General features: G+C 56.4%; 16 protein-coding genes. 10 read left to right on the top strand and 6 right to left on the bottom strand.

The genetic code is table 11. The features are described from left to right. Positions 1-1,090: hypothetical protein (locus AB8B75_RS11165; protein ID WP_405362255.1), on the bottom strand; the 1,090-nt coding region annotated here is incomplete at its 3' end. Between the two features lie 29 nt (positions 1,091-1,119). On the opposite strand from AB8B75_RS11165, the gene AB8B75_RS11170 reads away from it, so the two are divergent. From AB8B75_RS11170 to AB8B75_RS11185, 4 genes are all read left to right on the top strand, one after another. Then, positions 1,120-1,881 carry a copper chaperone PCu(A)C gene (locus AB8B75_RS11170; RefSeq protein ID WP_405362257.1) on the top strand — a complete coding sequence of 254 codons (762 nt, stop codon included), beginning with the start codon at positions 1,120-1,122 and terminating at the stop codon, positions 1,879-1,881. A 55-nt stretch (positions 1,882-1,936) separates the two neighbouring features. Next, positions 1,937-3,982, top strand: coding sequence for a hydantoinase/oxoprolinase family protein (locus AB8B75_RS11175; RefSeq protein WP_405362259.1), 2,046 nt, complete (start codon positions 1,937-1,939; stop codon positions 3,980-3,982). Continuing rightward, positions 3,979-5,625 carry a hydantoinase B/oxoprolinase family protein gene (locus tag AB8B75_RS11180; protein WP_405362261.1) on the top strand — a complete coding sequence of 549 codons (1,647 nt, stop codon included), beginning with the start codon at positions 3,979-3,981 and terminating at the stop codon, positions 5,623-5,625. The genes AB8B75_RS11175 and AB8B75_RS11180 overlap by 4 nt, the downstream gene beginning before the upstream one ends. A 284-nt stretch (positions 5,626-5,909) precedes the next feature. Further along, positions 5,910-6,113 (top strand): helix-turn-helix domain-containing protein, encoded by a 204-nt coding sequence (locus tag AB8B75_RS11185; protein ID WP_405362262.1) that lies wholly within the window; start codon positions 5,910-5,912, stop codon positions 6,111-6,113. A 248-nt stretch (positions 6,114-6,361) separates the two neighbouring features. Here the strand turns inward: AB8B75_RS11185 and AB8B75_RS11190 are convergent, their stop codons facing one another. Then, positions 6,362-8,656 carry an adenosylcobalamin-dependent ribonucleoside-diphosphate reductase gene (locus AB8B75_RS11190; protein ID WP_405362264.1) on the bottom strand — a complete coding sequence of 765 codons (2,295 nt, stop codon included), beginning with the start codon at positions 8,654-8,656 and terminating at the stop codon, positions 6,362-6,364. Between the two features lie 100 nt (positions 8,657-8,756). On the opposite strand from AB8B75_RS11190, the gene AB8B75_RS11195 reads away from it, so the two are divergent. Then, positions 8,757-9,191 carry a DUF1489 family protein gene (locus AB8B75_RS11195; RefSeq protein ID WP_405362266.1) on the top strand — a complete coding sequence of 145 codons (435 nt, stop codon included), beginning with the start codon at positions 8,757-8,759 and terminating at the stop codon, positions 9,189-9,191. A gap of 3 nt (positions 9,192-9,194) precedes the next feature. On the opposite strand, the gene hisG is transcribed toward AB8B75_RS11195, so the two are convergent. Genes hisG through hisS form a run of 3 tightly spaced genes read right to left on the bottom strand, consistent with a single transcriptional unit; the run spans position 9,195 to position 12,495 of the window. Next, on the bottom strand, positions 9,195-9,887 hold the full coding sequence (hisG, locus tag AB8B75_RS11200) for an ATP phosphoribosyltransferase (protein WP_405362267.1): 693 nt from the start codon (positions 9,885-9,887) through the stop codon (positions 9,195-9,197). Then, positions 9,884-10,966, bottom strand: coding sequence for an ATP phosphoribosyltransferase regulatory subunit (locus AB8B75_RS11205; protein ID WP_405362269.1), 1,083 nt, complete (start codon positions 10,964-10,966; stop codon positions 9,884-9,886). Before AB8B75_RS11205 ends, hisG begins: the two co-directional genes overlap by 4 nt. After that, positions 10,963-12,495: a histidine--tRNA ligase gene (gene hisS, locus AB8B75_RS11210; protein ID WP_405362271.1), complete on the bottom strand. Its 1,533-nt coding sequence runs from the start codon at positions 12,493-12,495 to the stop codon at positions 10,963-10,965. The genes AB8B75_RS11205 and hisS overlap by 4 nt, the downstream gene beginning before the upstream one ends. A gap of 132 nt (positions 12,496-12,627) precedes the next feature. Here hisS and AB8B75_RS11215 point away from each other — a divergent pair, with 132 nt between their 5' ends. Beyond that, on the top strand, positions 12,628-12,822 hold the full coding sequence (locus AB8B75_RS11215) for a SlyX family protein (protein ID WP_405362273.1): 195 nt from the start codon (positions 12,628-12,630) through the stop codon (positions 12,820-12,822). Here the strand turns inward: AB8B75_RS11215 and dnaE are convergent. Next, complete coding sequence (gene dnaE, locus AB8B75_RS11220; protein ID WP_405362274.1) at positions 12,819-16,343, bottom strand: DNA polymerase III subunit alpha; 3,525 nt, start codon at positions 16,341-16,343, stop codon at positions 12,819-12,821. The genes AB8B75_RS11215 and dnaE overlap by 4 nt on opposite strands. A gap of 221 nt (positions 16,344-16,564) precedes the next feature. Between dnaE and xdhA the strand changes: the two genes are divergently transcribed. Genes xdhA through AB8B75_RS11240 form a run of 4 tightly spaced genes read left to right on the top strand, consistent with a single transcriptional unit; the run spans position 16,565 to position 22,671 of the window. After that, positions 16,565-17,938, top strand: a complete 1,374-nt coding sequence (gene xdhA / locus AB8B75_RS11225) for a xanthine dehydrogenase small subunit (RefSeq protein WP_405362276.1) — start codon at positions 16,565-16,567, stop codon at positions 17,936-17,938. Continuing rightward, the gene (gene xdhB, locus AB8B75_RS11230; RefSeq protein ID WP_405362278.1) at positions 17,935-20,235 is read left to right on the top strand and encodes a xanthine dehydrogenase molybdopterin binding subunit; all 2,301 of its coding nucleotides are present in this window, start codon (positions 17,935-17,937) and stop codon (positions 20,233-20,235) included. The genes xdhA and xdhB overlap by 4 nt, the downstream gene beginning before the upstream one ends. Further along, entirely contained in the window at positions 20,225-21,160 is a 936-nt protein-coding gene (gene xdhC, locus AB8B75_RS11235) for a xanthine dehydrogenase accessory protein XdhC (RefSeq protein WP_405362279.1), read from the top strand. The genes xdhB and xdhC overlap by 11 nt, the downstream gene beginning before the upstream one ends. Beyond that, positions 21,157-22,671 (top strand): ABC transporter ATP-binding protein, encoded by a 1,515-nt coding sequence (locus AB8B75_RS11240; protein ID WP_405362281.1) that lies wholly within the window; start codon positions 21,157-21,159, stop codon positions 22,669-22,671. The genes xdhC and AB8B75_RS11240 overlap by 4 nt, the downstream gene beginning before the upstream one ends. Positions 22,672-22,729 lie beyond the last annotated feature (58 nt).

Raw genomic sequence — 22,729 nt, forward strand, 5'->3', positions numbered from 1 at the left:
CCGCTATGGTGTATTGGATGCCGACAATAAACGCGGTCAAGTAGTGCGCCATATGATACACCACTGCGATGGGCAACACGCACAACGCCAGCCATCCACAGGCCCGACCGAGGGGCACGCGCTGATGCGCCAGCGCCATACCCATCCAAATGACCAAGACAAAAACCGCCATCAGGCCCAGAATAGCCCCGATCAGCCCTAGCAATGTAACGCCAATAATGGCTGAACGTCCCGGAAACTCCAACGGGTTCACGCCGATCTGGCCCAGCCACCAGAACGTCTCGTTTAATCCATCAAAACTACCGACGCCCAACATGGTCAGCGCGAAGATACCCGCCGCAGGGACAGGCGGGGATTGTGCGATTTGCCAACCTGGTCCACCGATCCCTGCCGGTTCGCGCAGTCGCAATGTTGCCATGCTGGCAAAGGCCGCGAACAGGGCGTGACCCAGTTCTGCACTATGACACCACTTCGGCCCGAACAGGAGCATCCCGGCGAAAGTGAAAGCCCAGTAACCGGCGACCAATTGCGCCAAACGGGCTGGATCGTCCGGGGCCGGGTCCGCCAGAAGGAAGGCGGCAAAGGCAACCAGTATCAGCGTGGCAGGCCAGACCCCGATGCTGTCGGGCATTCGCAGGACCGGCTCGTTGATCCCCAAAAGCCGATAGGGGCCCATCCACGGATTAACCCAGATCCAGAGATTGCCAAGGAAGGCTGCAAGGCTGACCAAAGCAATCCATCCGATTGTCCAGAACCCCAATGGCATCAGGTTCGATAGCGGATCGCGGGGGCCATAAACGCCAATGTAGATGCCGAAGAGCATTAGGCAGAATGACAAGAGACTGGTTAGGATTTGCAGCTTGCCAAAATCCTTGGATGGCAGCGAACGCGTGGAAAACATCCGCCTGACGACGCGGTCTGGTACTGCAAACAGCGCAACGACCGTAAGGGCGACAACCGCCACTCCGGCGCTGATATAGGCTCCGGTCGGCAACAGCAGAACAAAGCCCTGTTCGGACACATGCGCCATCGCCGGGTTAGCCCACAACACCGAAAGGTTGACGCAGATGATGAAGTTCCGCAGTTTCATGTTGGCATGATGGGTGTGAGCGGACAGAGATGAAAGTCGGTATTCTACTATTGGCGGTAGCTGCGATCGGGGCCGCTCTTTTTTTCGGCGGGTTTCTGGCCCCTCCCGCCAGTCAATTACTGGTCACACAAGCCACCGCAACTCCGATGCAAGACGGGGCGGCAGCCGTGCTAACAATTGAAAATCAAGGGGCGCCCGATGAACTGGTCGCGGTCAGCAGCCCTGACGCCGAGGTCGTATTGCACAATGCGGACATGGGCCTGCCCATCCAGACAGGTGTATCCTCATTGGCGATGGATGCAGCCCACATCTTGGTTACTCCCCTTGCGGCGGATTTTGAGGATGGCAGGTTGATCCCTCTAACCTTGACCTTTGCCAATGCTGGTGATGTCAGCGTCAAGGCCCGCTTTTCAACCCCAGACCCAAACAGCATGGCCGGACATATGGCTATGGGCCACGGCAGCATGGGGCACCCAGTCGGGGAAGAACCGCGCCCGAATATATCCTTGAGCGCCGAACGGGTCGAAGGCGGGTGGATCGCTCAAGTCGCTACAAAGAATTTCACTTTTTCCGAGGCGATGCAGGATGGCGACCATGTCCCTGGCACGGGGCATGGGCATATCTATTTGGGCGGGATGAAACTGGGCCGGGTGTTTTCTGACAGCTATCGTCTCGGCGCATTGCCCGCAGGACAGCATGTCCTGCGCGTCACGCTCAACACCAATGATCACCGTGCCTATGTGATTGATGGGCAACCCATCTCAGCCGAAACCGTCATTACAGTTGACTAGCCCCGCCGCTTTGCGACTTTATTGGTATACAAGCAAGTTTGCACGAGGTGTCGCCGTGGCAAAAGACAAAATTATTGGTGTGGATGTGGGCGGCACATTTACCGATCTGGTAACGATTGACGGCGATACCGGCGACATTCGCATCGCCAAGACACCGACAACATTGGACAATCAGGCCTTTGGCGTGATCAATGCCTTGGATCTGGCGCAAGTCGATCTGGCGCTTGTGGATCTGATCGTGCATGGCACCACAACAACCACCAACGCAGTGCTGGAACGCAAGCTGGCCAAAACCGGCCTGATCACGACCGCCGGTTTCCGCGATGTGCTGGAACTGGGGCGGCGGACCCGCCCACAGCCCTACGGGATGACCGGGCAATTCTTTTCCATCATCCCACGCGACCTGCGGATGGAAGTGGCTGAACGCATGGATGCCACGGGCAATGTCCTGACACCGCTGGATGAAACCGCGCTGCGGGGTGCTGTACAGGTTTTGGTCAACGAAGGGTGTGAGGCGCTGGTCATCCATTTCTTGCATGCCTACGCCAATCCCGCCCATGAAATCCGCGCGGCAGAAATCGCCGCCGGGTTTTGGCCCAACGCCTACATCACGACCGGTCATAGCCTTTTGTCTGAAACGCGCGAATTTGAACGGGGCGTGACGGCGGCCGTCAACGCTTCGGTCCAGCCGCTGTTGGAACGCTATGTCACTCGCCTGAGAGACGAGCTGACGGGCAAAGGATATCAGGGCGACGTGTTGGTCATGAACGGCAATGGGGGTATGGTATCCTCGCGCCTTGTCGCCCGTGAGGCCGCGAAAACGGTCATGTCCGGCCCGGCCTCTGGCGTGATGGCCGCCGCCTATACTGGTGCAAGGGCAGGTGAAGACAACCTGCTGACTTATGACATGGGCGGTACCTCGACCGATGTGGCGCTGATCCGTAACGGCACCCCCCCGATTTCCAACGAAATCGAAGTTGAGTATGCGATGCCGATCCATGTGCCGATGGTCGATGTGCGCACGGTAGGTGCCGGCGGCGGGTCAATCGCGTCCGTCAATGCAGCTGGGTTGTTAGAGGTCGGACCCGCCAGCGCCGGCGCTGATCCTGGCCCGATCTGCTATGGCAAGGGCGGGGTCGAGCCGACAATTTCGGATGCCAACATGTTGTTGGGACGGCTAAACCCCGAAAAATTGAACGCGGTTGCGGGCGGCGTCAGTCAGGACAAGATTGCAACGGTATTTGCGGCAAAGCTGGGCGCCCCACTTGGCGTTGATGCCATGCAAGCGGCCGAGGCCGTGATCCGCGTCGCCAATGCCAAGATGGCAGGCGCTGTCCGCATGGTGTCGCTGTCACTGGGTGCGGACCCGCGCGACTTTGCACTGTTTGCATTTGGTGGCGCGGGGCCGCTGCATGCTGCTGACTTGGCACGCGAGTTAGGTGTTCCGCGTGTGCTGATCCCGGCCCGTCCCGGTATGACCAACGCGCTTGGATGTATCGTGGCCGACTTGCGTCATGACTACGTGCAAACTGTCAATCAACCGCTGGGATCGGAGGACGTCGGCATGATCCACGATATCTTTGCGACCCAGGTTGCCATGGGCGAGGCCGCACTGGCACAGGAAAGCATCACCATCCGTGAGATCCGCAAGGTCTTTAGCGTCGATATGCAGTTTTTGGGGCAAAGCCATGTGGTACGGGTGCCACTCGACAGTGCAATACCAACCGCAGCCGAATTGTGCTGCGGTTTCGAAGCGGTCTATTGGAACCGTTTCAAGGTTGAACTGCCTGAAATCCGAGCACGCATTGTGAACGTGAATACATCGGTCATTGGGGTGTCCGACCCGGTGGATCTGTCCCGGCTGATCAATCCCGATGGGCGACAGGACACCACAAAACCGGTAAGTTATCGTGCAGTCGTGTTTGACGGCAAAGCACATAACACGCCGGTTTACTGGCGCGATCATCTACCCATCGATGCGACCTTAACCGGACCTGCCATCATCGAACAGCTGGACAGCACTATCCTGGTCCCTCCCGGTGACCGCGTGACCTCTGGCGCGGACGGCAATCTGTTCATTCATATAGAGGGCACGCCATGACCATTGATCCAATTACGCTATCCGTCATTCAGGCGGGCCTGCAGCAGGTCTGCGATGAAATGGACCTCAGCTTCTCCCGCGCGGCCTTTTCGCCTGTAATAGCCGAGGCGAATGACCGCTCTGACGGGATCTATGGTGCCGAAGACGGAGCGCTGATTGCTCAAGGGGTTGGCGGGTTGCCAGTCTTTGTCGGTACGATGCAGTACTCTACTCGCGTCCTGATCGAGATGATTACCGCAGGCACGGTCGCCGCACCCAAACCCGACGACATTTATATCGTGAATGATCCCTATCTTGGCGGCACGCACCTGATGGACGTGCGCTTTGCGCGCCCCTTTTACCGTAAGGGCAAAATATTCTGTTGGCTGTCAAACACTGGACATTGGCCTGACACGGGCGGGGCGGTACCGGGCGGGTTTTCCGCCTCTGCCACCTCGGTCGAACAGGAAGGGCTGCGATTGCCTCCCGTGCGGCTTTTCAAGGAAGGCACGCTAGACCCGGAAATCTACGCCATTATCTGCTCCAATATTCGGGTCGCCGACCAGCGGATCGGCGACGTCAAAGCGCAAGCTGCGGCACTGATGGTGGGCGCGGATCGTTTGAATGCTTTGCTCGATCGTTATGGCGATGATGTGGTTCAACAGGCGATTGCCGAACTGCGCAACCGCGCCGAAACTCAGATGCGCAAGCTGATCGATGAAATTCCCGATGGAAACTACACATCAACAGCCTGGATCGACAGCGACGGGGTGGTGAACGAGCCGCTCGCCATCCGGCTGCGGATTGACAAGACGCCGGGGCATCTGCGTTTTGACTTTTCGGAAAGCAGCCCGCCTTGCATGGGACCGATGAACTCGGTCCTGGCAACGACACTGTCCTCTGTTTACCTCGCTATGCGCCACATCTATCCAGAGGTGCCGATCAGCGCCGGAGCCTTCGCCCCGCTGGAGGTTCTGCGGCCCGAAGGCACGTTTCTGGATGCGCAATATCCGCGCCCTGTCTCCGGTTGCGCAGCAGAAGTATCGCAACGGATTGCCGAAGCGGTTTTTGCGGCCCTCGTCGCACCGTTGCCGGACCGCGTCACAGCCGCGCCTGCTGGCACCAGCGGCAATTTTGCTTTGGGAGGGCATGACCCGGAAACCGGCCGCGACTATGTGATGTACCAGCTGTCTGGTGGCGGCTATGGCGGCAACGCAGACCATGACGGTATGACCAACGGATGTTCGACCATCGGGATCTCCAAGGCACCCCCGATCGAGATTATGGAACAAAATTTCCCTATACTCTATCACCGCTACGCGATGCGCGAAGGGTCCGGTGGGCAGGGCAAGCACCGCGGCGGGCTGGGCTTGGAGTACGAGGTCGAATTAAGGCGCGGATCGGCAAGGGCGAGCTTTGTGATGGATCATGGGCGGTTCGGACCCCAGGGTGCACTGGGAGGTGGCGACGGAGCGGTGAACGAGGTCGAAGTCATACGCGCCGGCCAGACTTATACACCTAAGCATCTGTCAAAAGAACAGGACATTGCATTGGAACCCGGAGACAGGGTCTGCGTGCGAACCCCGGGCGGAGGCGGTTATGGGCACCCGGCAGACAGAGATCCAAATCTGGCTGAAATCGATAGGCGCCTGGGTCGCACATGAACGAAACAACGGTTTTGGCCATCTCTTTTGACTGTGCAATGCCAGCTTACAACACCACTTGCCTAAGATAACTGACCCTCGATGATCTTGCATGACCCAAGGGCGTAATCGCGGATCAAGTACTTCCTTTTGGTGAGCATGATATCAGGCTCAACGTTCTCTCTACCATTGGCACGAAGTGTTCCAAGTTGGCCGCTGAAGCAATAAATCTGGCTCTAAATTGACCGGCAGAGAAGATCCCCGCCGTACAACAAATCTACGGCGTTCATATTGAGGCATTAATTTTGGCCCGTAAGTCACGGAAACTCTCTCAGGCAGCCTTGGCGGAACGGTTGAAGTGTCACCAATCGTTCGTAGCGCGGATAGAGTCAGGCCAGCGGCGTATTGACGGGCCTGAATTGGTGATCATAGCGCGGGCGCTCGATGTTCCTGCGGAACACTTCTTCGATGCAGTCATCAAGGCCGTTCCACTTGGAGAACGCATCTAAAAACCTGATTTTGTTAAACAATCACGCATACCACGAGAGAAGTTTGTTGCTTTGGATGTGGCCAAATCATGAATGCTGCGTCCCAATACTTCTTCAAACAGAATACTCAAAATAGAAACGGATTCACCCCGAAAACATCGTTGTGAAGCCGCTCAATGTACAATCTATGAGTAGATAATGGACCCATGTTAGAACGAAATGGGCAACCTATGGGTTATTTCACAAACAAAAAATGCGATTTTAGATGGTCAACTGCACTTTGAGTAACCGCAACTACCGCAAGTCATACAGCCTTCCACCATGCGCAGGTCGAATTGGCCACAGCTGCTGCAAGCCTGCCCGCGCGGAGTGTCCAGGCCCACGACCTGCGCCTGCGGGTCGGTCTTCAGCCCCATACCTTCTCCCTCGATGAAACCGGTCGCGATCATGTGCTGCTCAACGACACCACCAATTGCGGCGAGAATGGATGGGATGTATTTGCCCTGCATCCACGCTCCGCCGCGAGGATCGAAAACAGCCTTTAGTTCTTCTACCACAAAAGAGACGTCGCCGCCGCGACGAAACACCGCCGAAATCATGCGGGTTAGAGCCACTGTCCAGGCAAAGTGCTCCATGTTCTTTGAGTTGATAAAGACCTCAAACGGCCGCCGACGACCGCCCATTACGATATCGTTTATCGTAATGTATAGGGCGTGTTCGCTATCGGGCCATTTCACCTTGTAGGTATTGCCCTCCAACTCTCTGGGTCGGTCCAGAGGTTCGGACATATAGATCACATCGCCATGGGGGGTGGCAGGTTCTGCCTCCGAGCGCGTGATCACCTCAGGCGCTTCATCAGATGGCTTCTCTTTGGTCACGCTCAATACAGAGCCGGTTACGGCGTTTGGCCTGTACGTCGTACAGCCTTTGCAACCGGTGTCCCAGGCTTGCATATAGACGCTTTTGAAAGCATCAAAACTGATATCTTCTGGGCAATTGATTGTTTTCGAAATCGAACTGTCGACCCATTTTTGCGCGGCTGCCTGCATCTTTACATGGTCGGATGGTGCAAGGGTTTGCGCATTTACAAAGTGGTCTGGCAAAGGTGCGTCGCCATACTTCTCGCGCCACAAAGTGACGGCATAGTCCACGACTTCTTCTTCGGATCGAGATCCGTCCTTTTGCAAAACCTTGCGACTGTAGGCAAACGCAAAAACGGGTTCGATCCCGGAAGAGACGTTGCCTGCATAGAGACTAATGGTTCCTGTCGGTGCAATAGAAGTTAGCAGCGCATTCCTGATGCCGTATTTGCCCACTGCGTCGCGAACGTCTGTGTCCATGGTCTGCATCGTGCCAGATGCAAGAAATGCATCGGCATCAAAAAGTGGGAAAGCGCCCTTTTCCTTTGCCAAATCCACAGACGCCAGATACGCGGCGCGGGCGATACTGCGCAGCCAATCTTCCGCCTGACGCGCCGCATCGTCTGATCCATACGTCAGCCCCACCATCAAAAGAGCATCCGCCAGCCCTGTGACCCCTAAACCAATCCGGCGTTTTGCCTGCGCCTCGTCCGCTTGCGCTTCCAAGGGAAACTTGGACACATCCACAACGTTGTCCATCATCCGCACGGCAGTGGCGACCAACTCCACTAGCGCGGGTTCGTCCAATTCAGCCGTCTCTTCAAATGCATCGCGGACAAGGCGGGACAAGTTGATCGAACCCAGTAAACAGGCGCCGTAAGGAGGCAATGGTTGCTCACCGCAAGGGTTCGTTGCCGCAATGGTTTCGCAATAACTCAGGTTGTTGGCCGCATTGATCCGATCGATGAATATAACACCAGGTTCGGCATAATCATAGGTCGCCTGCATAATCCGGTTCCACAAATCAAGCGCTCGCACGGTCCGGTATACCTTGCCGTCAAACACCAAATCCCAGGCTGCGTCAGCTTTGACGGCTGCCATGAACGGATCTGTAATCAGCACAGACATGTTAAACATGCGCAATCGCGCCGGGTCGGATTTGGCCGCAATGAAATCCTCCACATCCGGGTGATCACACCGCATGGTGGCCATCATCGCCCCCCTGCGCGAGCCCGCCGACATGATCGTGCGACACATAGCGTCCCAGACGTCCATGAAACTCAAAGGTCCCGACGCATCCGCCGCAACCCCTTTGACGTCCGCACCCTTGGGTCTGATCGTCGAAAAGTCGTATCCGATGCCGCCGCCTTGCTGCATTGTCACAGCAGCCTCTTTTAGCATTTCGAAAATGCCACCCATGCTGTCAGGTACTGTGCCCATAACAAAGCAATTGAACAGGGTCACTGTTCGCGCTGTACCCGCACCAGCAGTGATCCGACCAGCAGGCAGATATTTGAAATCCTCGAGTGCTTCGTAAAACCGCTCTTCCCAGACGGAAGGTTCCTTTTCGACCGATGCCAAATCACGCGCAATGCGACGCCAGGTGTCCTCGACAGTCACATCTTTGGGCGTGCCGTCGGCATCCTTGAAGCGGTATTTCATATCCCAGATCTGTTCGGCGATGGGGGCGGCAAAACGGCTCATGGCTATCGATTCCCTGCAAGCGGTCTAAGACTGTCAAACTACCACCTATTGAAGGTTTCAGCAATTGAGATACATTATGAGGTAGCTTGGGGGCGACTCTGTGGATAAACCTTGTGTAAATTTGATCAAGCTCTCTGTTGGCTCGGAAACTGTGGACGACATGGTTGCCTGGCAAGCAAAAAGACGTGCCCAGAGTGACGATGGTTTGCCGCGCCATGTGACGCGCATGTGGCCAAAACGCGAAACCGAAATTCTCAATGGCGGTTCGATCTATTGGGTCGTCAAAGGCGTGGTGCAATGCCGCCAGACAATACTCCGTCTGGACGAGGTGATTGGCAGTGACGGCATCCGCAGATGCGGGATCGTGCTGGATCCCGAAATGGTCCGTACCCAAGGCAGCCTAAAACGCCCTTTTCAAGGCTGGCGCTACCTACCGGTAAGAGATGCCCCGCCGGATCTTCCCAAAGGCCGATCCACAGAAGAACCATTGCCGGTGGAACTCAACCGGGCACTGGCAGAAATTGGTGTTTTATAGTTTCTAGCTGGACAACCTGGCGACGAATTCGGCCACAACTGCACGATCTGCATCGTCGACATCCGCAGTACGACTACGCCAAAGCGTTGCCTGCGATCGCAGAATGGGGTCGTCGCTTAGCACTTTGAGGTGGTTCGCGCGTAATGTCTCACCGCTCGACGTGATATCTGCAATGGCCTCTGCGGTCTCATTTGCGACAGTGCCTTCTGTCGCACCCTGACTGTCCACAAGCGCGTAATCCGCCACGCCGCCGTGGCGCATGTATTCTCGCACCAGCCGGTGGTATTTGGTCGCAATGCGAAGCCGCATGTTGTGAGAGGTGCGAAACGCCGCCGCCACTGCATCCAGATCGTCTAATGTGTCCACATCCACCCACGCTTTCGGCACCGCCAAGACCAGATCTGCGTGGCCAAAGCCCAATGCCATCATGGATTCGATCTGCTGTTCCCACAAAGGTAGCTTTTCGCGCACAAGATCTGTGCCTGTTACACCGAAGTGGATACGCCCTGCTGCCAGTTCTCTCGGAATTTCGCCAGCGGACAGCAAAACCAGCGCCACCCCCTTAATGCCCTTGACGGCGGCGGCGTATTCCCGCTCCGACCCGGTGCGTGCCAAAATGACATCGCGCTGACGAAACCAGTCGAAGGTTTTTTCCATCAACCGGCCTTTGGAAGGCACGCCCAGCTTGACCGTCATTGCGCCGCCTCCAGTTCCAGGATCAAGCCGGGTCTGAGCACGCCACCAACCGCAGGGATTTCAGTGCCTTGTCCCAAACGTTGCGTCAACGCATCATACCGACCACCCGTTGCAATGGCCGGAAGTTCCGCCCTGGTTGGGCTGAAAAAACCAAAAACAAAACCGTCATAATACTCCATGGAAGTGCGGCCAAAACTCGCTTCAAATGGTAAGTCGGCAACGTCGATCCCGCGCAGGCTCAGGGCATCTGCGCGCAATGCGATGCGCTCCACCGCTGGGGCGATTGATGGCAGATCAACGGCGATGTCACGCAAGTGTTCCAGCGCGAAGGGCAGGGTTTCACGTACGTTCAGAAGAGCATCCAACAAATCAACTTCCACAGTGCTGAGGAGCGGCGCCTTCGCATCTGCGCGTAAAGCCTCAAGCCTTTGATTTATCTCCGCTTGCGAACGTCTACCAATCAGCGGCGCGTCAATCTGCACATCCGCGTTTGCCAGCAATTTTTGTCGCTCCACGGTCAGGGGCAAACGACCAGCATAGCGATTCAATAGGTTTCGAAATCTGCGGGGTCGCCAAATATGGCGCAACAGCGCAGATTTGCGCGCCTGAGTTGTCTTCAACCCCTGCACAGCAGCCATAAGAATGCCAATGTCCCCCGTCACTGCGCGCAGGTTCAACGGCTCAACAATTTCGGATATCAAAGCAAATACTTCTGCGTCTGCTCCAGCGGGATCGGCCCGATCAAAAACCTCGTAACCGACCTGGACGTATTCGTTGGGGCGATCCGGGTCGTGTTCTTGTCGGCGAAACACTTCACCCGAATATGTATAACGCGCAGGCTCAGCGCCCTCCGCCATGTGCATTTGCACGACCGGGACTGTAAAGTCTGGCCGCAACATTTGCTCTCCACGCAAGGCATCCGATGTCACATAAGCCCGCGCGAGAATGTCCTCACCATAGAGGTCCAGCAGCGTATGAGCCGGCTGCAGGATCGATGTCTCTACCGGAACCGCGCCCGCTGCCTCAAAAAACCGGCGCTGTTCAGCAGCCCTTGCCAGGGTCTTTGCCCGCGTGATCATTGGCCTGTATCGCCGCCAAACAGACCATGTTGTGCCAGAATTTCCTGCGTTTTTTCAACAAGCTGCGCGCGGGGTACTTCATACTGGCTGGGTCGGTCCTTCCATTCTTCCAAAGTCGCGCTTTCGGCAATCTTGGCCCCAAGGATCAGGTCCTTGATTTGTATGACGCCCTTTTCCTTTTCATCACCGCCTTCGATCACAGCAATCGGGCTGTTGCGTGTGTCCGCATATTTCAGCTGGTTTCCAAAGTTTTTAGGATTGCCGAGATAGACTTCGGCTCTGATACCGGCCTGGCGCAACTCCGCAACCATCGCCTGATAGTCGGCCATACGGTCCCGGTCCATCACTGTGACGACGACGGGGCCGGTTTCCTTTCTCTCCATGCGTCCCTTGGCATGCAGAGCCGCCAGCAATCGGTCTACGCCAATAGAAACACCCGTCGCAGGCACCTCTTGCCCCGTGAACCGCTTGACCAGATCGTCATAGCGCCCGCCCCCCGCGACCGATCCAAAGTTGCGGGTACGACCCTTTTCGTCCTGAATTTCAAACGTCAGTTCAGCTTCGAAAACGGGCCCAGTATAATACCCCAAGCCCCGTACGACCGAAGGGTCAATTTCGATCCGGTCCGAGCCATACCCGCCTGCAGCCAACAAACCAGCAATGGTTTCCAGTTCGGATACGCCGTGTGTTCCGATTGGTGATCCCGCGACCAGTTCGCGCAAACGCGATACCGTTTCCGGGCCATTTGGGCGTTTCGCCTTCATGAAACCCATGATGACACCGGCCTGGGCATCGCTCAGGCCCGCCCCTTCGGTAAAGTCACCGCTTTCATCTTTACGACCGTCTGTCAAAAGTGCGCGCACGCCATCGAACCCAAGCCGGTCCAGTTTGTCGATTGCCCGCAACACGATCCCGCGTTCCTGCGCAAAGGTTGACGGATTCTCTGGGTCAAGCACACCCGCAACTTCCATCACACCGTTTAATACCTTGCGGTTGTTTACACGGACAACATAATCACCCCGTGCAATGCCAACTTCTTCCAAACAGTCCGCCAGCATCGCGCAAATCTCAGCATCTGCAGCGACGGAAGAAGCACCAACCGTATCCGCATCGCATTGATAAAACTGGCGAAATCGCCCCGGACCAGGTTTTTCGTTACGCCACACCGGCCCCATGGCATACCGCCTGTAGGGTTTGGGCAAGTCGTTCTGGTGTTGAGCATAGACCCGCGCCAAGGGGGCCGTCAGGTCATAGCGCAGCGCCAGCCAATCGCCCGGCTTGTCAGCCTCCGCGTCTTCTTGCCAAGCGAACACTCCTTCGTTGGGACGGTCCACATCTGGCAGGAATTTTCCCAGCGCTTCGACGGTCTCCACACCCGAACTTTCCAGCACATCAAAGCCATAACGATGGTACACCCCGGCAATCGCACGCAGCATTTCGGTACGCTGCGTTACTTCAGCGCCGAAATAATCACGGAAACCCTTTGGCATTTGTGCCTTGGGGCGCGGGGTTTTCTTTGGCTTGGCCATGGATTTACCTTTGGCGATTGGGTTCGCGCGCGGTCTAGCGGATGGGACTGCCACAGACAAGGTGGGGATACGACCTCATTATCCCACAGATGTCTCGTGACACCTTCGGAACGACACGGTAGGACATGTCCCATGAAAGAACTCGAGGAACAGATTGCGCATCTGACGCGAACGGTTGACGATTTGTCCGAAGTGGTTGCACGTCAGGAAACAGAAATTGCGACACTTACGCGGCGCGTGTTCATGCTCATGCAGCGAGAAGGCGAGCGCGAGGCGCAGCAATCCGGCGGCGTGGTCATGGGCGACGAACGACCACCGCACTACTAGAGGTCCTCAACCTCGAGAACTCCCGTAAGCGATTTGATCGCGCCCTTGATCTGCGGATTGACCACAAAATCCTGCCCCAAACTCACCTCCACCTCTCCCGGAAGGGTTGCGTCCATCAGGCAGAACTCGACCGGACTGTTACCTGCGGATTTCACGGCATGCGCCGCTCCTTCCAAAACGTTCGCGACGGCGGATATCGCCTCTGGTTCCGTGATGAAAACCTTCAGTCCCATACCCCCTGCGTTCAAAGCCATCGTATCAGCGGGTGCCACAGATCGACCCAGCAGTTTCAGCTGGTCTGCTTCCATCGTCGCCTCAACGGTCACAATCACCTTGGACCCTGTCTCCAGATGATCCCGTGCGGCCTCCAACGTATCAGAAAACAGTGTCACCTCATAAGCGCCCGTGGGGTCAGACATCTGAGCAAAGGCAAACCTGTTGCCCCGCGCGGATTTTCGCTCCTGCCGACCCGCGACAATCCCGGCAAGGCGCGCGTTCATGGCGCCGCTAATTGTGACTTTTTCGGTTAATTCATCCAACGTTAGAAACGGCACGCCCCGATCATTGGCTGTTTTGCGTTTCAAAGGCCCCATGTAGTCGTCAAGCGGGTGGCCTGACAAATAAAATCCGACGGCTTTGAATTCTTCGCCAAGGCGCTCAGCCGGCAACCAATCATCCATTGAGTGCAAACGCGGTTCGGGCAGATCGTCTCCCGCTTCGCCAAACAAAGACACCTGATTGGATGCTTTTTGCTCGTGAATGGCCGCGGAATAGGCAACGAGCGCGTCCAATGCGCCGAAGACACGCCGCCGGTTCGGGTCCAATGCGTCGAACGCCCCCGAGCGCGCCAGCATCTCCAAAGGTCGTTTGCCCACACGCTTCAAATCGACCCGACGCGCCAGATCAAAAAGCGTAGCAAAAGGCTTGTCATCGCGACCTTCTGTGATCAGTTTCATCGCCTCGATGCCCACGTTCTTCAGTGCGCCCAAAGCATAGACCAAAGCCCCATCCACCACCTTGAACGTTGCATCCGATCGGTTCACACAAGGTGGCACCCAGGGCAGGTCCAGCCTTTTTCGGACTTCTTCAAAGTAGACGGCCAGCTTGTCCGTAAGGTGGATGTCGCAATTCATGACACCGGCCATGAATTCGACCGGGTGATTGGCCTTCAGCCACGCCGTTTGATAGCTGACCACCGCATAGGCCGCCGCGTGGGATTTGTTGAAGCCGTAGTTGGCAAATTTCTCCAACAGGTCGAAAACTTCGGTGGCTTTCTTCTTGTCGACGCCATTCTCCATCGCGCCTTTTTCAAATTTGGGACGCTCCTTTGCCATTTCTTCGGCGATCTTCTTGCCCATTGCGCGCCTCAAGAGATCCGCACCGCCCAGCGAATATCCCGCCATGACCTGCGCGATCTGCATCACCTGTTCCTGGTAAACAATAATGCCTTGGGTTTCCTTGAGAATATCGTCGATCAGCGGGTGGATGGATTCAAGCTCACGTTGACCATTCTTGACCTCGCAATAGGTCGGGATGTTTTCCATCGGACCGGGACGATAAAGCGCCACCAGCGCCACGATGTCCTCGATACAGGTTGGTTTCATTCGCTTGAGGGCATCCATCATGCCCGAACTTTCCACCTGAAACACAGCAACTGTTTTTGCGGATGCGTAGAGCTTGTAGGAGGCCTCATCATCCAAGGGGATGGTGCCGATATCGTCTTCCAATCCCTTGGGTGGCTCAAAGAGTTCGGTGCCATCCGCTGCGATGTGAAGGTGTCGGCCATTGGCCTGGATCTGATCTACCGCGTTTTGAATGACCGTTAAGGTTTTAAGGCCCAGAAAGTCAAACTTGACCAACCCAGCCTGTTCCACCCATTTCATGTTGAACTGGGTGGCGGGCATATCGGACCGAGGGTCTTGATAAAGCGGGACCAGCGCATCCAATGGACGGTCCCCGATCACTACGCCTGCAGCATGGGTTGACGCATTACGCAACAGGCCCTCGACCTGTTGACCGTATTCCAGCAAACGCGCGACCACCTCTTCGTTTCGCGCTTCTTCGCGCAGGCGTGGCTCGTCAGCCAACGCCTTTTCAATCGAAACCGGCTTGACCCCTTCGACAGGTATCATCTTGGATAAACGATCAACCTGACCGTAAGGCATCTGCAAGACACGGCCGATATCGCGCACCGCGGCCTTTGACAAAAGCGCGCCAAAAGTGATGATTTGTCCCACCTTGTCGCGGCCGTACTTCTCCTGCACGTACCTTATGACTTCCTCGCGGCGATCCATACAGAAATCGATGTCAAAGTCCGGCATCGATACCCGCTCCGGGTTCAGGAACCGTTCAAAGAGCAGGTTGTAGCGGAGCGGATCAAGATCAGTGATTGTCAGGGCATAAGCCACCAGTGATCCCGCGCCCGACCCACGGCCCGGGCCTACGGGAATGTTTTCGTCCTTGGCCCATTTGATGAAATCGGCAACAATAAGAAAATAGCCGGGGAAGCCCATGCCTTCGATAATGCCTAACTCGAATTCCAGCCGCTTTTCGTAGTCTTCGACGCTCGTGGCATGTGGGATCACCGCCAAACGGTCTTTCAGACCGGCCTGGGCCTGTTGTTGCAGTTCTTCGATTTCGTTGTCGGCAAACTTTGGCAGGATGGGATCCCGCCGATACGCTTGAAACGCACAACGCTTTGCGATCTCTACCGTGTTTTCGATAGCTTCCGGCAAATCCGCAAACAGCGTCACCATTTCCGATTGTGACTTGAAATAATGCTGTGAAGTCAGCCTTCGACGCGCATCCTGCTGATCCACATAAGAACCCTCAGCAATACAAATGAGCGCGTCATGGGCCTCATACATCTCGGGCTTGGGGAAATACACATCATTCGTCGCCACAAGAGGGAGGTCCATGGCATAGGCCATTTCGACAAAACCGCGTTCCGTCAAACGCTCGGCTTCGGGCTGGCCATTTTCGCCTGGATGGCGCTGTAACTCAATATAAAGACGGTCGCCGAAGTTTGATTTCAGTCGGTCCATCAGCTCCTGCGCTGTAGGCCCTTGCCCGGTCTGCAACAGCATGCCCACCGGGCCACCTGGCCCGCCTGTCAGACAAATCACATCTGCGGCATAGGTCTCAAGCTGATCCAATGTGACCTGTGGCAATGCCCCGCCTTTATCAATGTAAAGACAAGAGTTTAGCTTCATCAGGTTTTCATAACCGGTCTCCGACTGCGCCAACAGAACCACAGGGGCGGGCATCCGAGGTTTCTCCCCTGGACGGGTCTCCACGTAGGTCACATCCACCTGGCATCCCAATATCGGCTGTAACCCGGCCCCTGACATCACCACTGAGTATTCAAGTGCGGCAAACATATTGTTGGTGTCGGTCAATGCCAGCGCAGGCATATCTGCCTCTTGACACAACGCGGGAATTTTTTTGAGCCGCAGTGCCCCTTCCAAAAGAGAGTACTCGGAATGGCTGCGCAGATGAATGAATCGGGGATTTTTACTCATGGCGCGAGCCTAGATCACGCGCGCCACCACCACCAGTACGAAGACAAGCCCGCGCTCATTTTTGACCCATGCGGTTCGACCACCCAACTATGATGCCTCTTTTTCCTTGCAAACCAGCACGTAGCGCGCTTAGCCTCACTGCCGAACTGCTCGCTTTTCGTTCTACGCCGCATCGAACGATAAGCCCAATGTGCACCTGGTACCGCGGCGGATCTGACTGAATGAACATTGCGTTTCGCCTGAACGGAGAAACAGTGGCGCTGCAGGATGTCGCGCCAACTACCACCCTTTTGGATTGGCTCAGAGACGACCGTGGCTTGACCGGCACCAAGGAAGGTTGCAACGAAGGGGACTGCGGAGCCTGTTCCGTCATGGTCACAGATGCGCAAGGCGCGCATGCCCTGAATGCTTGCATTCTGTTTTTGCCGCAGCTTGACGGGAAGGCCGTGCGCACGGTCGAAGGGATCGCAGCACCTGATGGCACACTGCACCCGGTGCAACAGGCGATGATCGATTATCACGGCAGCCAGTGTGGGTTCTGCACCCCAGGATTTATCGTTTCCATGGCGACCGCGCATTTGAATGGTCAAACCGACCATGACACGCAATTAGCGGGCAACTTGTGCCGTTGTACTGGCTATGCCCCAATCATTCGCGCGGCAAAAGCCGCCGAGACTGCGCTCGTGCCAGATCATATGCACGACGCACCACTTGCAGAATCTAGTCCTGAACCATATGCCGATGGATTTCGACCCAAGACCAGCGATGATCTGGCCGCGTGGTACCTGGATAACCCCGAGGCCACATTGATAGCCGGAGCGACTGATGTTGGTTTGTGGGTGACGAAATCTTTTCGCGATTTGGGCAAAGTGGCCTTTCTGAACGGCTGCGATGATCTGCGTGGGGTGAAACAAACTGGCGACGAAATTCGCATCGGTGCGATGACAACCCTCTCCGATTTGGAAACCACTCTTAGCCCGATCTATCCGTCCTTGGGCGCGATGTTACGGCGCTACGGTTCGGTTCAGGTTCGCAATGCCGCTACCATTGGCGGCAACATCGCAAACGGTTCGCCCATCGGCGACGGACCGCCCGCACTCATTGCGCTTGGCGCCCAATTACACCTGCGTCAAGGAGATCGGCACCGTAACATGCCACTCGATGAGTTTTTCCTCGACTATGGCAAACAGGACCGACAGCCCGGCGAGTTTGTGGAAGCCATCACCATCCCGAGCAGGGACGATCGTCTGAAATGTTACAAACTGTCCAAACGCTTTGATCAGGACATCTCGGCAGTCTGTGGCTGTATGTCCATCGCAGTTGCGGATGGTATTGTGACATCTGCTCGCATCGCATTTGGCGGCATGGCGGGCACACCGAAACGCGCATCACACGCCGAGACCGAATTGATCGATGCCCAGTGGTCCGAAGCCGCAGTCCGCAAGGCGATGCTGGCCATGCGCGCAGATTTCCAGCCACTTTCTGATATGCGCGCCAGTGCGAATTACCGCATGCAGGCAGCGCAAAACATGCTGATGAGATACTGGCAAGAGGATCATGGAGATCAAGTGAGTGCATGGGAGGTCACGCCATGAGTGTCACCCAGCCGCTCCCCCATGACGCAGCACATCTCCATGTCACTGGCGCGGCGCGCTATATCGACGACATTCCAGTGCCAAAGGGCGCGCTGCATCTGGCGTTTGGGATCTCGCACATTGCGGCGGGCCAATTGAAAAGCATGAGTTTAGATCAGGTGCGCAATGCACCGGGAGTTGTTGCCGTCTTGACGGCAAGCGATTTGCCTTTTGAAAACGATGTCTCGCCCTCCAATCACGACGAACCCCTGCTGGCAACAGATACTGTTCACTATGTTGGCCAACCTTTGTTCTTGGTCGCTGCGACATCGCATCATGCCGCGCGCAGAGCCGCGCGTCTGGGGGCATTTGACATCAACGCAACACCCGCGATTTTGAGCATCGAGGAAGCGATGGCGCAAAGCAGTCGCTTTGAAGAAGGGCCTCGTATCTACGCGCGCGGAGACCTTGAGGCAGCAATGGCCAGCGCGCCACATACCCTGAGCGGGCAATTGGATGTAGGCGGGCAAGAGCACTTTTATCTGGAAGGCCAGGCCGCTCTGGCGCTGCCCCAAGAAGGCGGAGACATGGTCGTGATGAGTTCAACCCAGCACCCTACAGAAATTCAGCATAAGGTTGCCGAAGCCCTAGGCAAGCCGATGCACGCAGTCCGCGTGGAAACCCGTCGCATGGGCGGCGGTTTCGGCGGTAAGGAGAGTCAGGGAAATGCCCTCGCCGTGTCTTGCGCCGTGGTTACTCAGCAAACCGGGCGTCCCTGCCGCATGCGATATGACCGGGATGATGACATGGTCATCACGGGAAAACGCCATGATTTTCGAATTGACTACACCGTTGGGTTTGATGCCAACGGTAAAATCCAAGGCATTGATTTTACGCATTTCGCGCGTTGTGGCTGGGCACAGGACTTGTCCCTGCCCGTTGCCGATCGCGCCATGTTACACGCGGACAACGCCTATTTCCTGCCCGCCGTCCGCATAACCAGCCACAGGTTGAAGACAAATACACAAAGCGCCACGGCCTTTCGCGGCTTTGGCGGACCACAGGGTATGTTGGGCATTGAGCGGGTGATGGATCACATCGCCAGCCATCTTGGCATGGACCTGCTGACCGTGCGTCGCAATAACTTCTACCTAGGCAATGTCAGCAAGCCTTTGCAAACCACGCCCTACGGCCAGGAAGTCGAGGACTTCATCCTGCCTGAAATGATCGATGAGTTGACCAGAACCAGTGACTACGCCAACCGACGCGCGGCGGTGGCAGAGTGGAACGCAAATAATGCGACCCTCAAAAAGGGCCTCGCCCTGACGCCCGTGAAATTTGGCATATCCTTTACGCTGACCCATCTCAATCAAGCCGGTGCACTGGTGCATGTCTATCAGGACGGATCGATCCATTTGAATCATGGTGGCACAGAAATGGGGCAAGGACTGTTTCAGAAGGTGGCACAGGTCGCTGCCGCCCGGTTCGGCGTCGAAACAAACATGGTGAAGATTACCGCGACAGATACCGGCAAAGTTCCCAATACATCCGCCACGGCAGCATCTTCCGGCAGCGATCTCAATGGCATGGCCGTACAGGTTGCCTGCGATACCATTCGGGAGCGCATGGCAAAATTACTGGCAGAACGCCACCAATGCGAAGCCAGTGAAGTTCAGTTCAAGCAGGGCAACGTCCTAGTAGCGGGCGCACGCTATAGCTTTTCCGACGTTGCCGAAATGGCCTATTTCGCGCGCATCAGCTTGTCCGCCACTGGCTTTTACAAAACGCCCAAATTGGAATGGGACCGTATCAAAGGTCAGGGGCGTCCATTTTTCTATTTCGCCTATGGCGCTGCTGTTACCGAAGTTGTTGTGGACACTCTGACAGGAGAAAACCGCATTCTACGCGCCGATATTCTGCACGACGCAGGTGCCTCCTTGAACCCTGGTCTGGATATCGGCCAGGTCGAAGGCGGCTATGTGCAAGGCGCAGGCTGGCTGACGACAGAAGAACTGGTGTGGGACGACGCAGGACAGCTGCGCACACATGCCCCGTCCACCTACAAGATACCTGCTTGTTCCGACCGGCCTGACGTATTCAACGTCGCTCTTTGGGATGGCGCAAACCGTGAAGAGACTGTCTATCGGTCAAAGGCTGTGGGCGAGCCACCCCTGATGTTGGGTATCTCTGCCTATTCAGCACTGTGTGATGCTGTACAGGCCTGCGGGCCAAACTACGCAGACTTGCAAACGCCCGCCACGGCCGAGGCGGTTCTGTCTGCAATAAATCGGGCACAGGAGGTACGTGATGTCATTTGACAGAACCGCACTCATTGAAGCGTGCCGGCGGTATGGAAGAGTCGCGCGTATCGTGGTCGCAAAAACCAAAGGGTCCACCCCGCGTGAGGTTGGGGCGTCGATGATGATCTGGACCACTGGCCAGTCTGGAACCATTGGCGGTGGCGCGCTTGAGCATACGTTGACGTTATCAGCCCGGCGCTTGCTGGAAACCGGTACAGACGGGCTGACACGCCATGCATTGGGCCCGGACATGGGTCAGTGTTGTGGCGGTGCAGTGGAAATTCTGACCGAATTCTACGACCTGGAGGGCGCACAATCTCTGGCCACAGATCTGGTTGCACGCGGTAAAGGCCCCGAACCGCTCGCTGTCAAACGGCTGCGAAGCCAGATGCGCAACAGCGGTCTGCGCCCTGAGCCGGTCTATCGCGACGGTTGGATGATCGAACCCATCTGCAAACCCACGCGCGACATTTGGATTTGGGGTGCGGGACATGTAGGGCGTGCGCTGGTCGCGGTTCTGCATCCGCTGCCAGATATCAAGATCACTTGGGTCGACACGCATCAGGATCGTTTCCCCGAAGACGTGCCCAAGGGGGTGTCACAACTCGGCGCGGCGCAACCCGCCGGACTTGTGAGCTACGCGCCAAACGCTGCAGACCATCTGATCGTGACATACTCCCATGCATTGGACCTGGAGCTTTGCCACCAATTGCTGAACAGTGGTTTCAGTTTTGCCGGCCTCATCGGATCTGCGACGAAATGGGCGCGGTTTCGCAAAAGGTTGCGCGACCTGGGTCATGGCCCCGACCAAATCGCTCGCATCACCTGCCCGATCGGGCGGCCGGATCTTGGCAAGCACCCGCATGAAATTGCAATAGGTGTTGCAGGCCAACTGCTTGCAGGTCAGACCCACATCGACACATTACGAAAGACCCATGCATGACCCCGCTCTTATCTTTGAACGGATTGACCAAGGCTTACCCTGGCGTGGTCGCCAACGATGCGGTGTCCTTGAGGATTGCCCCGGGTGAAGTACACGCCCTGCTAGGCGAAAACGGCGCCGGAAAGTCAACACTTGTCAAAATGATTTATGGGCTGGTGAAACCAGATCAGGGCAACATGGAAATGCATGGAGCGCGCTACTCTCCTTCCGAACCCCGCGCAGCTCGGGCCGCTGGTGTCGGTATGGTGTTCCAGCATTTTTCACTTTTCGATGCTTTGAGCGTCGCTGAAAACATTGCTCTGGGCATGGAAAATGCGCCGAAACTGAGAGCGCTATCGGAACAAATAGAAAAGGTATCAGACACGTATGGCCTGCCACTTGCGCCGGACAGGATTGTCGGAGATCTGTCGGCTGGCGAACGCCAACGGGTTGAGATCATCCGGTGTCTGCTTCAGGATCCGAAGCTCCTGGTCATGGATGAGCCGACATCTGTGTTGACGCCTCAAGAAGTTGAGATATTGTTCGACACTTTGCGCAAGCTGAGCGCTGAAGGCACTGCAATTCTCTATATTTCTCACAAGCTTGAAGAGATACGTACGCTCTGTGATGCCGCAACTATCTTGAGGCTCGGCAAGGTTGTAGGCGCGTGTTCTCCGCGCGAAACAACAGCGCGCGACATGGCCGAAATGATGGTGGGTAAAGTGCTCGGCACGCCGACCCGGTCGGGCGTCGCCTTGGGAGAAACCGTCTTGGAGCTCAAGGACTTGTCTCTCCCATCCCCGTCGGCGTTTGGCATGCCTTTGCGAAACATCAACCTGTCCATGCGCAAAGGCGAGATCTTCGGCATTGGCGGTGTGGCGGGCAATGGACAGGACGAACTTTTGGTAGCTTTGTCTGGCGAAATGCTTGCGCTGCCCGGTACGGTCTACTTGAAAGGCATCGACGTTGGCGCATCCGGACCTAACGCGCGGCGCATTGCAGGCCTTCTTTCCGCACCCGAAGAACGGTTAGGCCACGCGGCTGCACCCGATATGTCCCTGACCGAAAACGCGATGCTCACGGGTGCCGCACGCGAAGGATTGGATAAAGGCGGTTTTCTCGATTGGCCCGCAGCACGGGGCTTTGCAGACAAGATCATCAAGGCATTTGACGTTCGCACACCGGGAGCTGGAAATGCTGCGCGCTCGCTGTCAGGCGGAAATTTGCAGAAATTCGTCATCGGTCGCGAAGTTTTGCAGCGGCCTGAAGTGTTGGTGGTCAATCAGCCAACATGGGGTGTGGATGCCTCAGCTGCGGCGGCCATTCGTCAGTCACTGCTCGACCTTGCGGAGGGGGGTGCTGCGGTGATCGTGATCAGTCAGGGCCTTGATGAGTTAATGGAGATTTCCGACCGTTTTGCCGCCCTGAACGAGGGGCGGCTTTCAGAACCCTGCAGCACAAAAGGGCTGAGCGTGGAGAAGATTGGTCTCATGATGGGAGGTGCACATGGAATGGAAATCGCCCATGTTTGAAGACTTGTGCCGTTGCGATATGCGGCATCCTAAAACATCACTCATCAAACGAAACACT

The organism is Roseobacter sp., from assembly GCF_045106495.1.
In the GTDB taxonomy this organism is placed as follows: Bacteria; Pseudomonadota; Alphaproteobacteria; order Rhodobacterales; family Rhodobacteraceae; genus Roseobacter.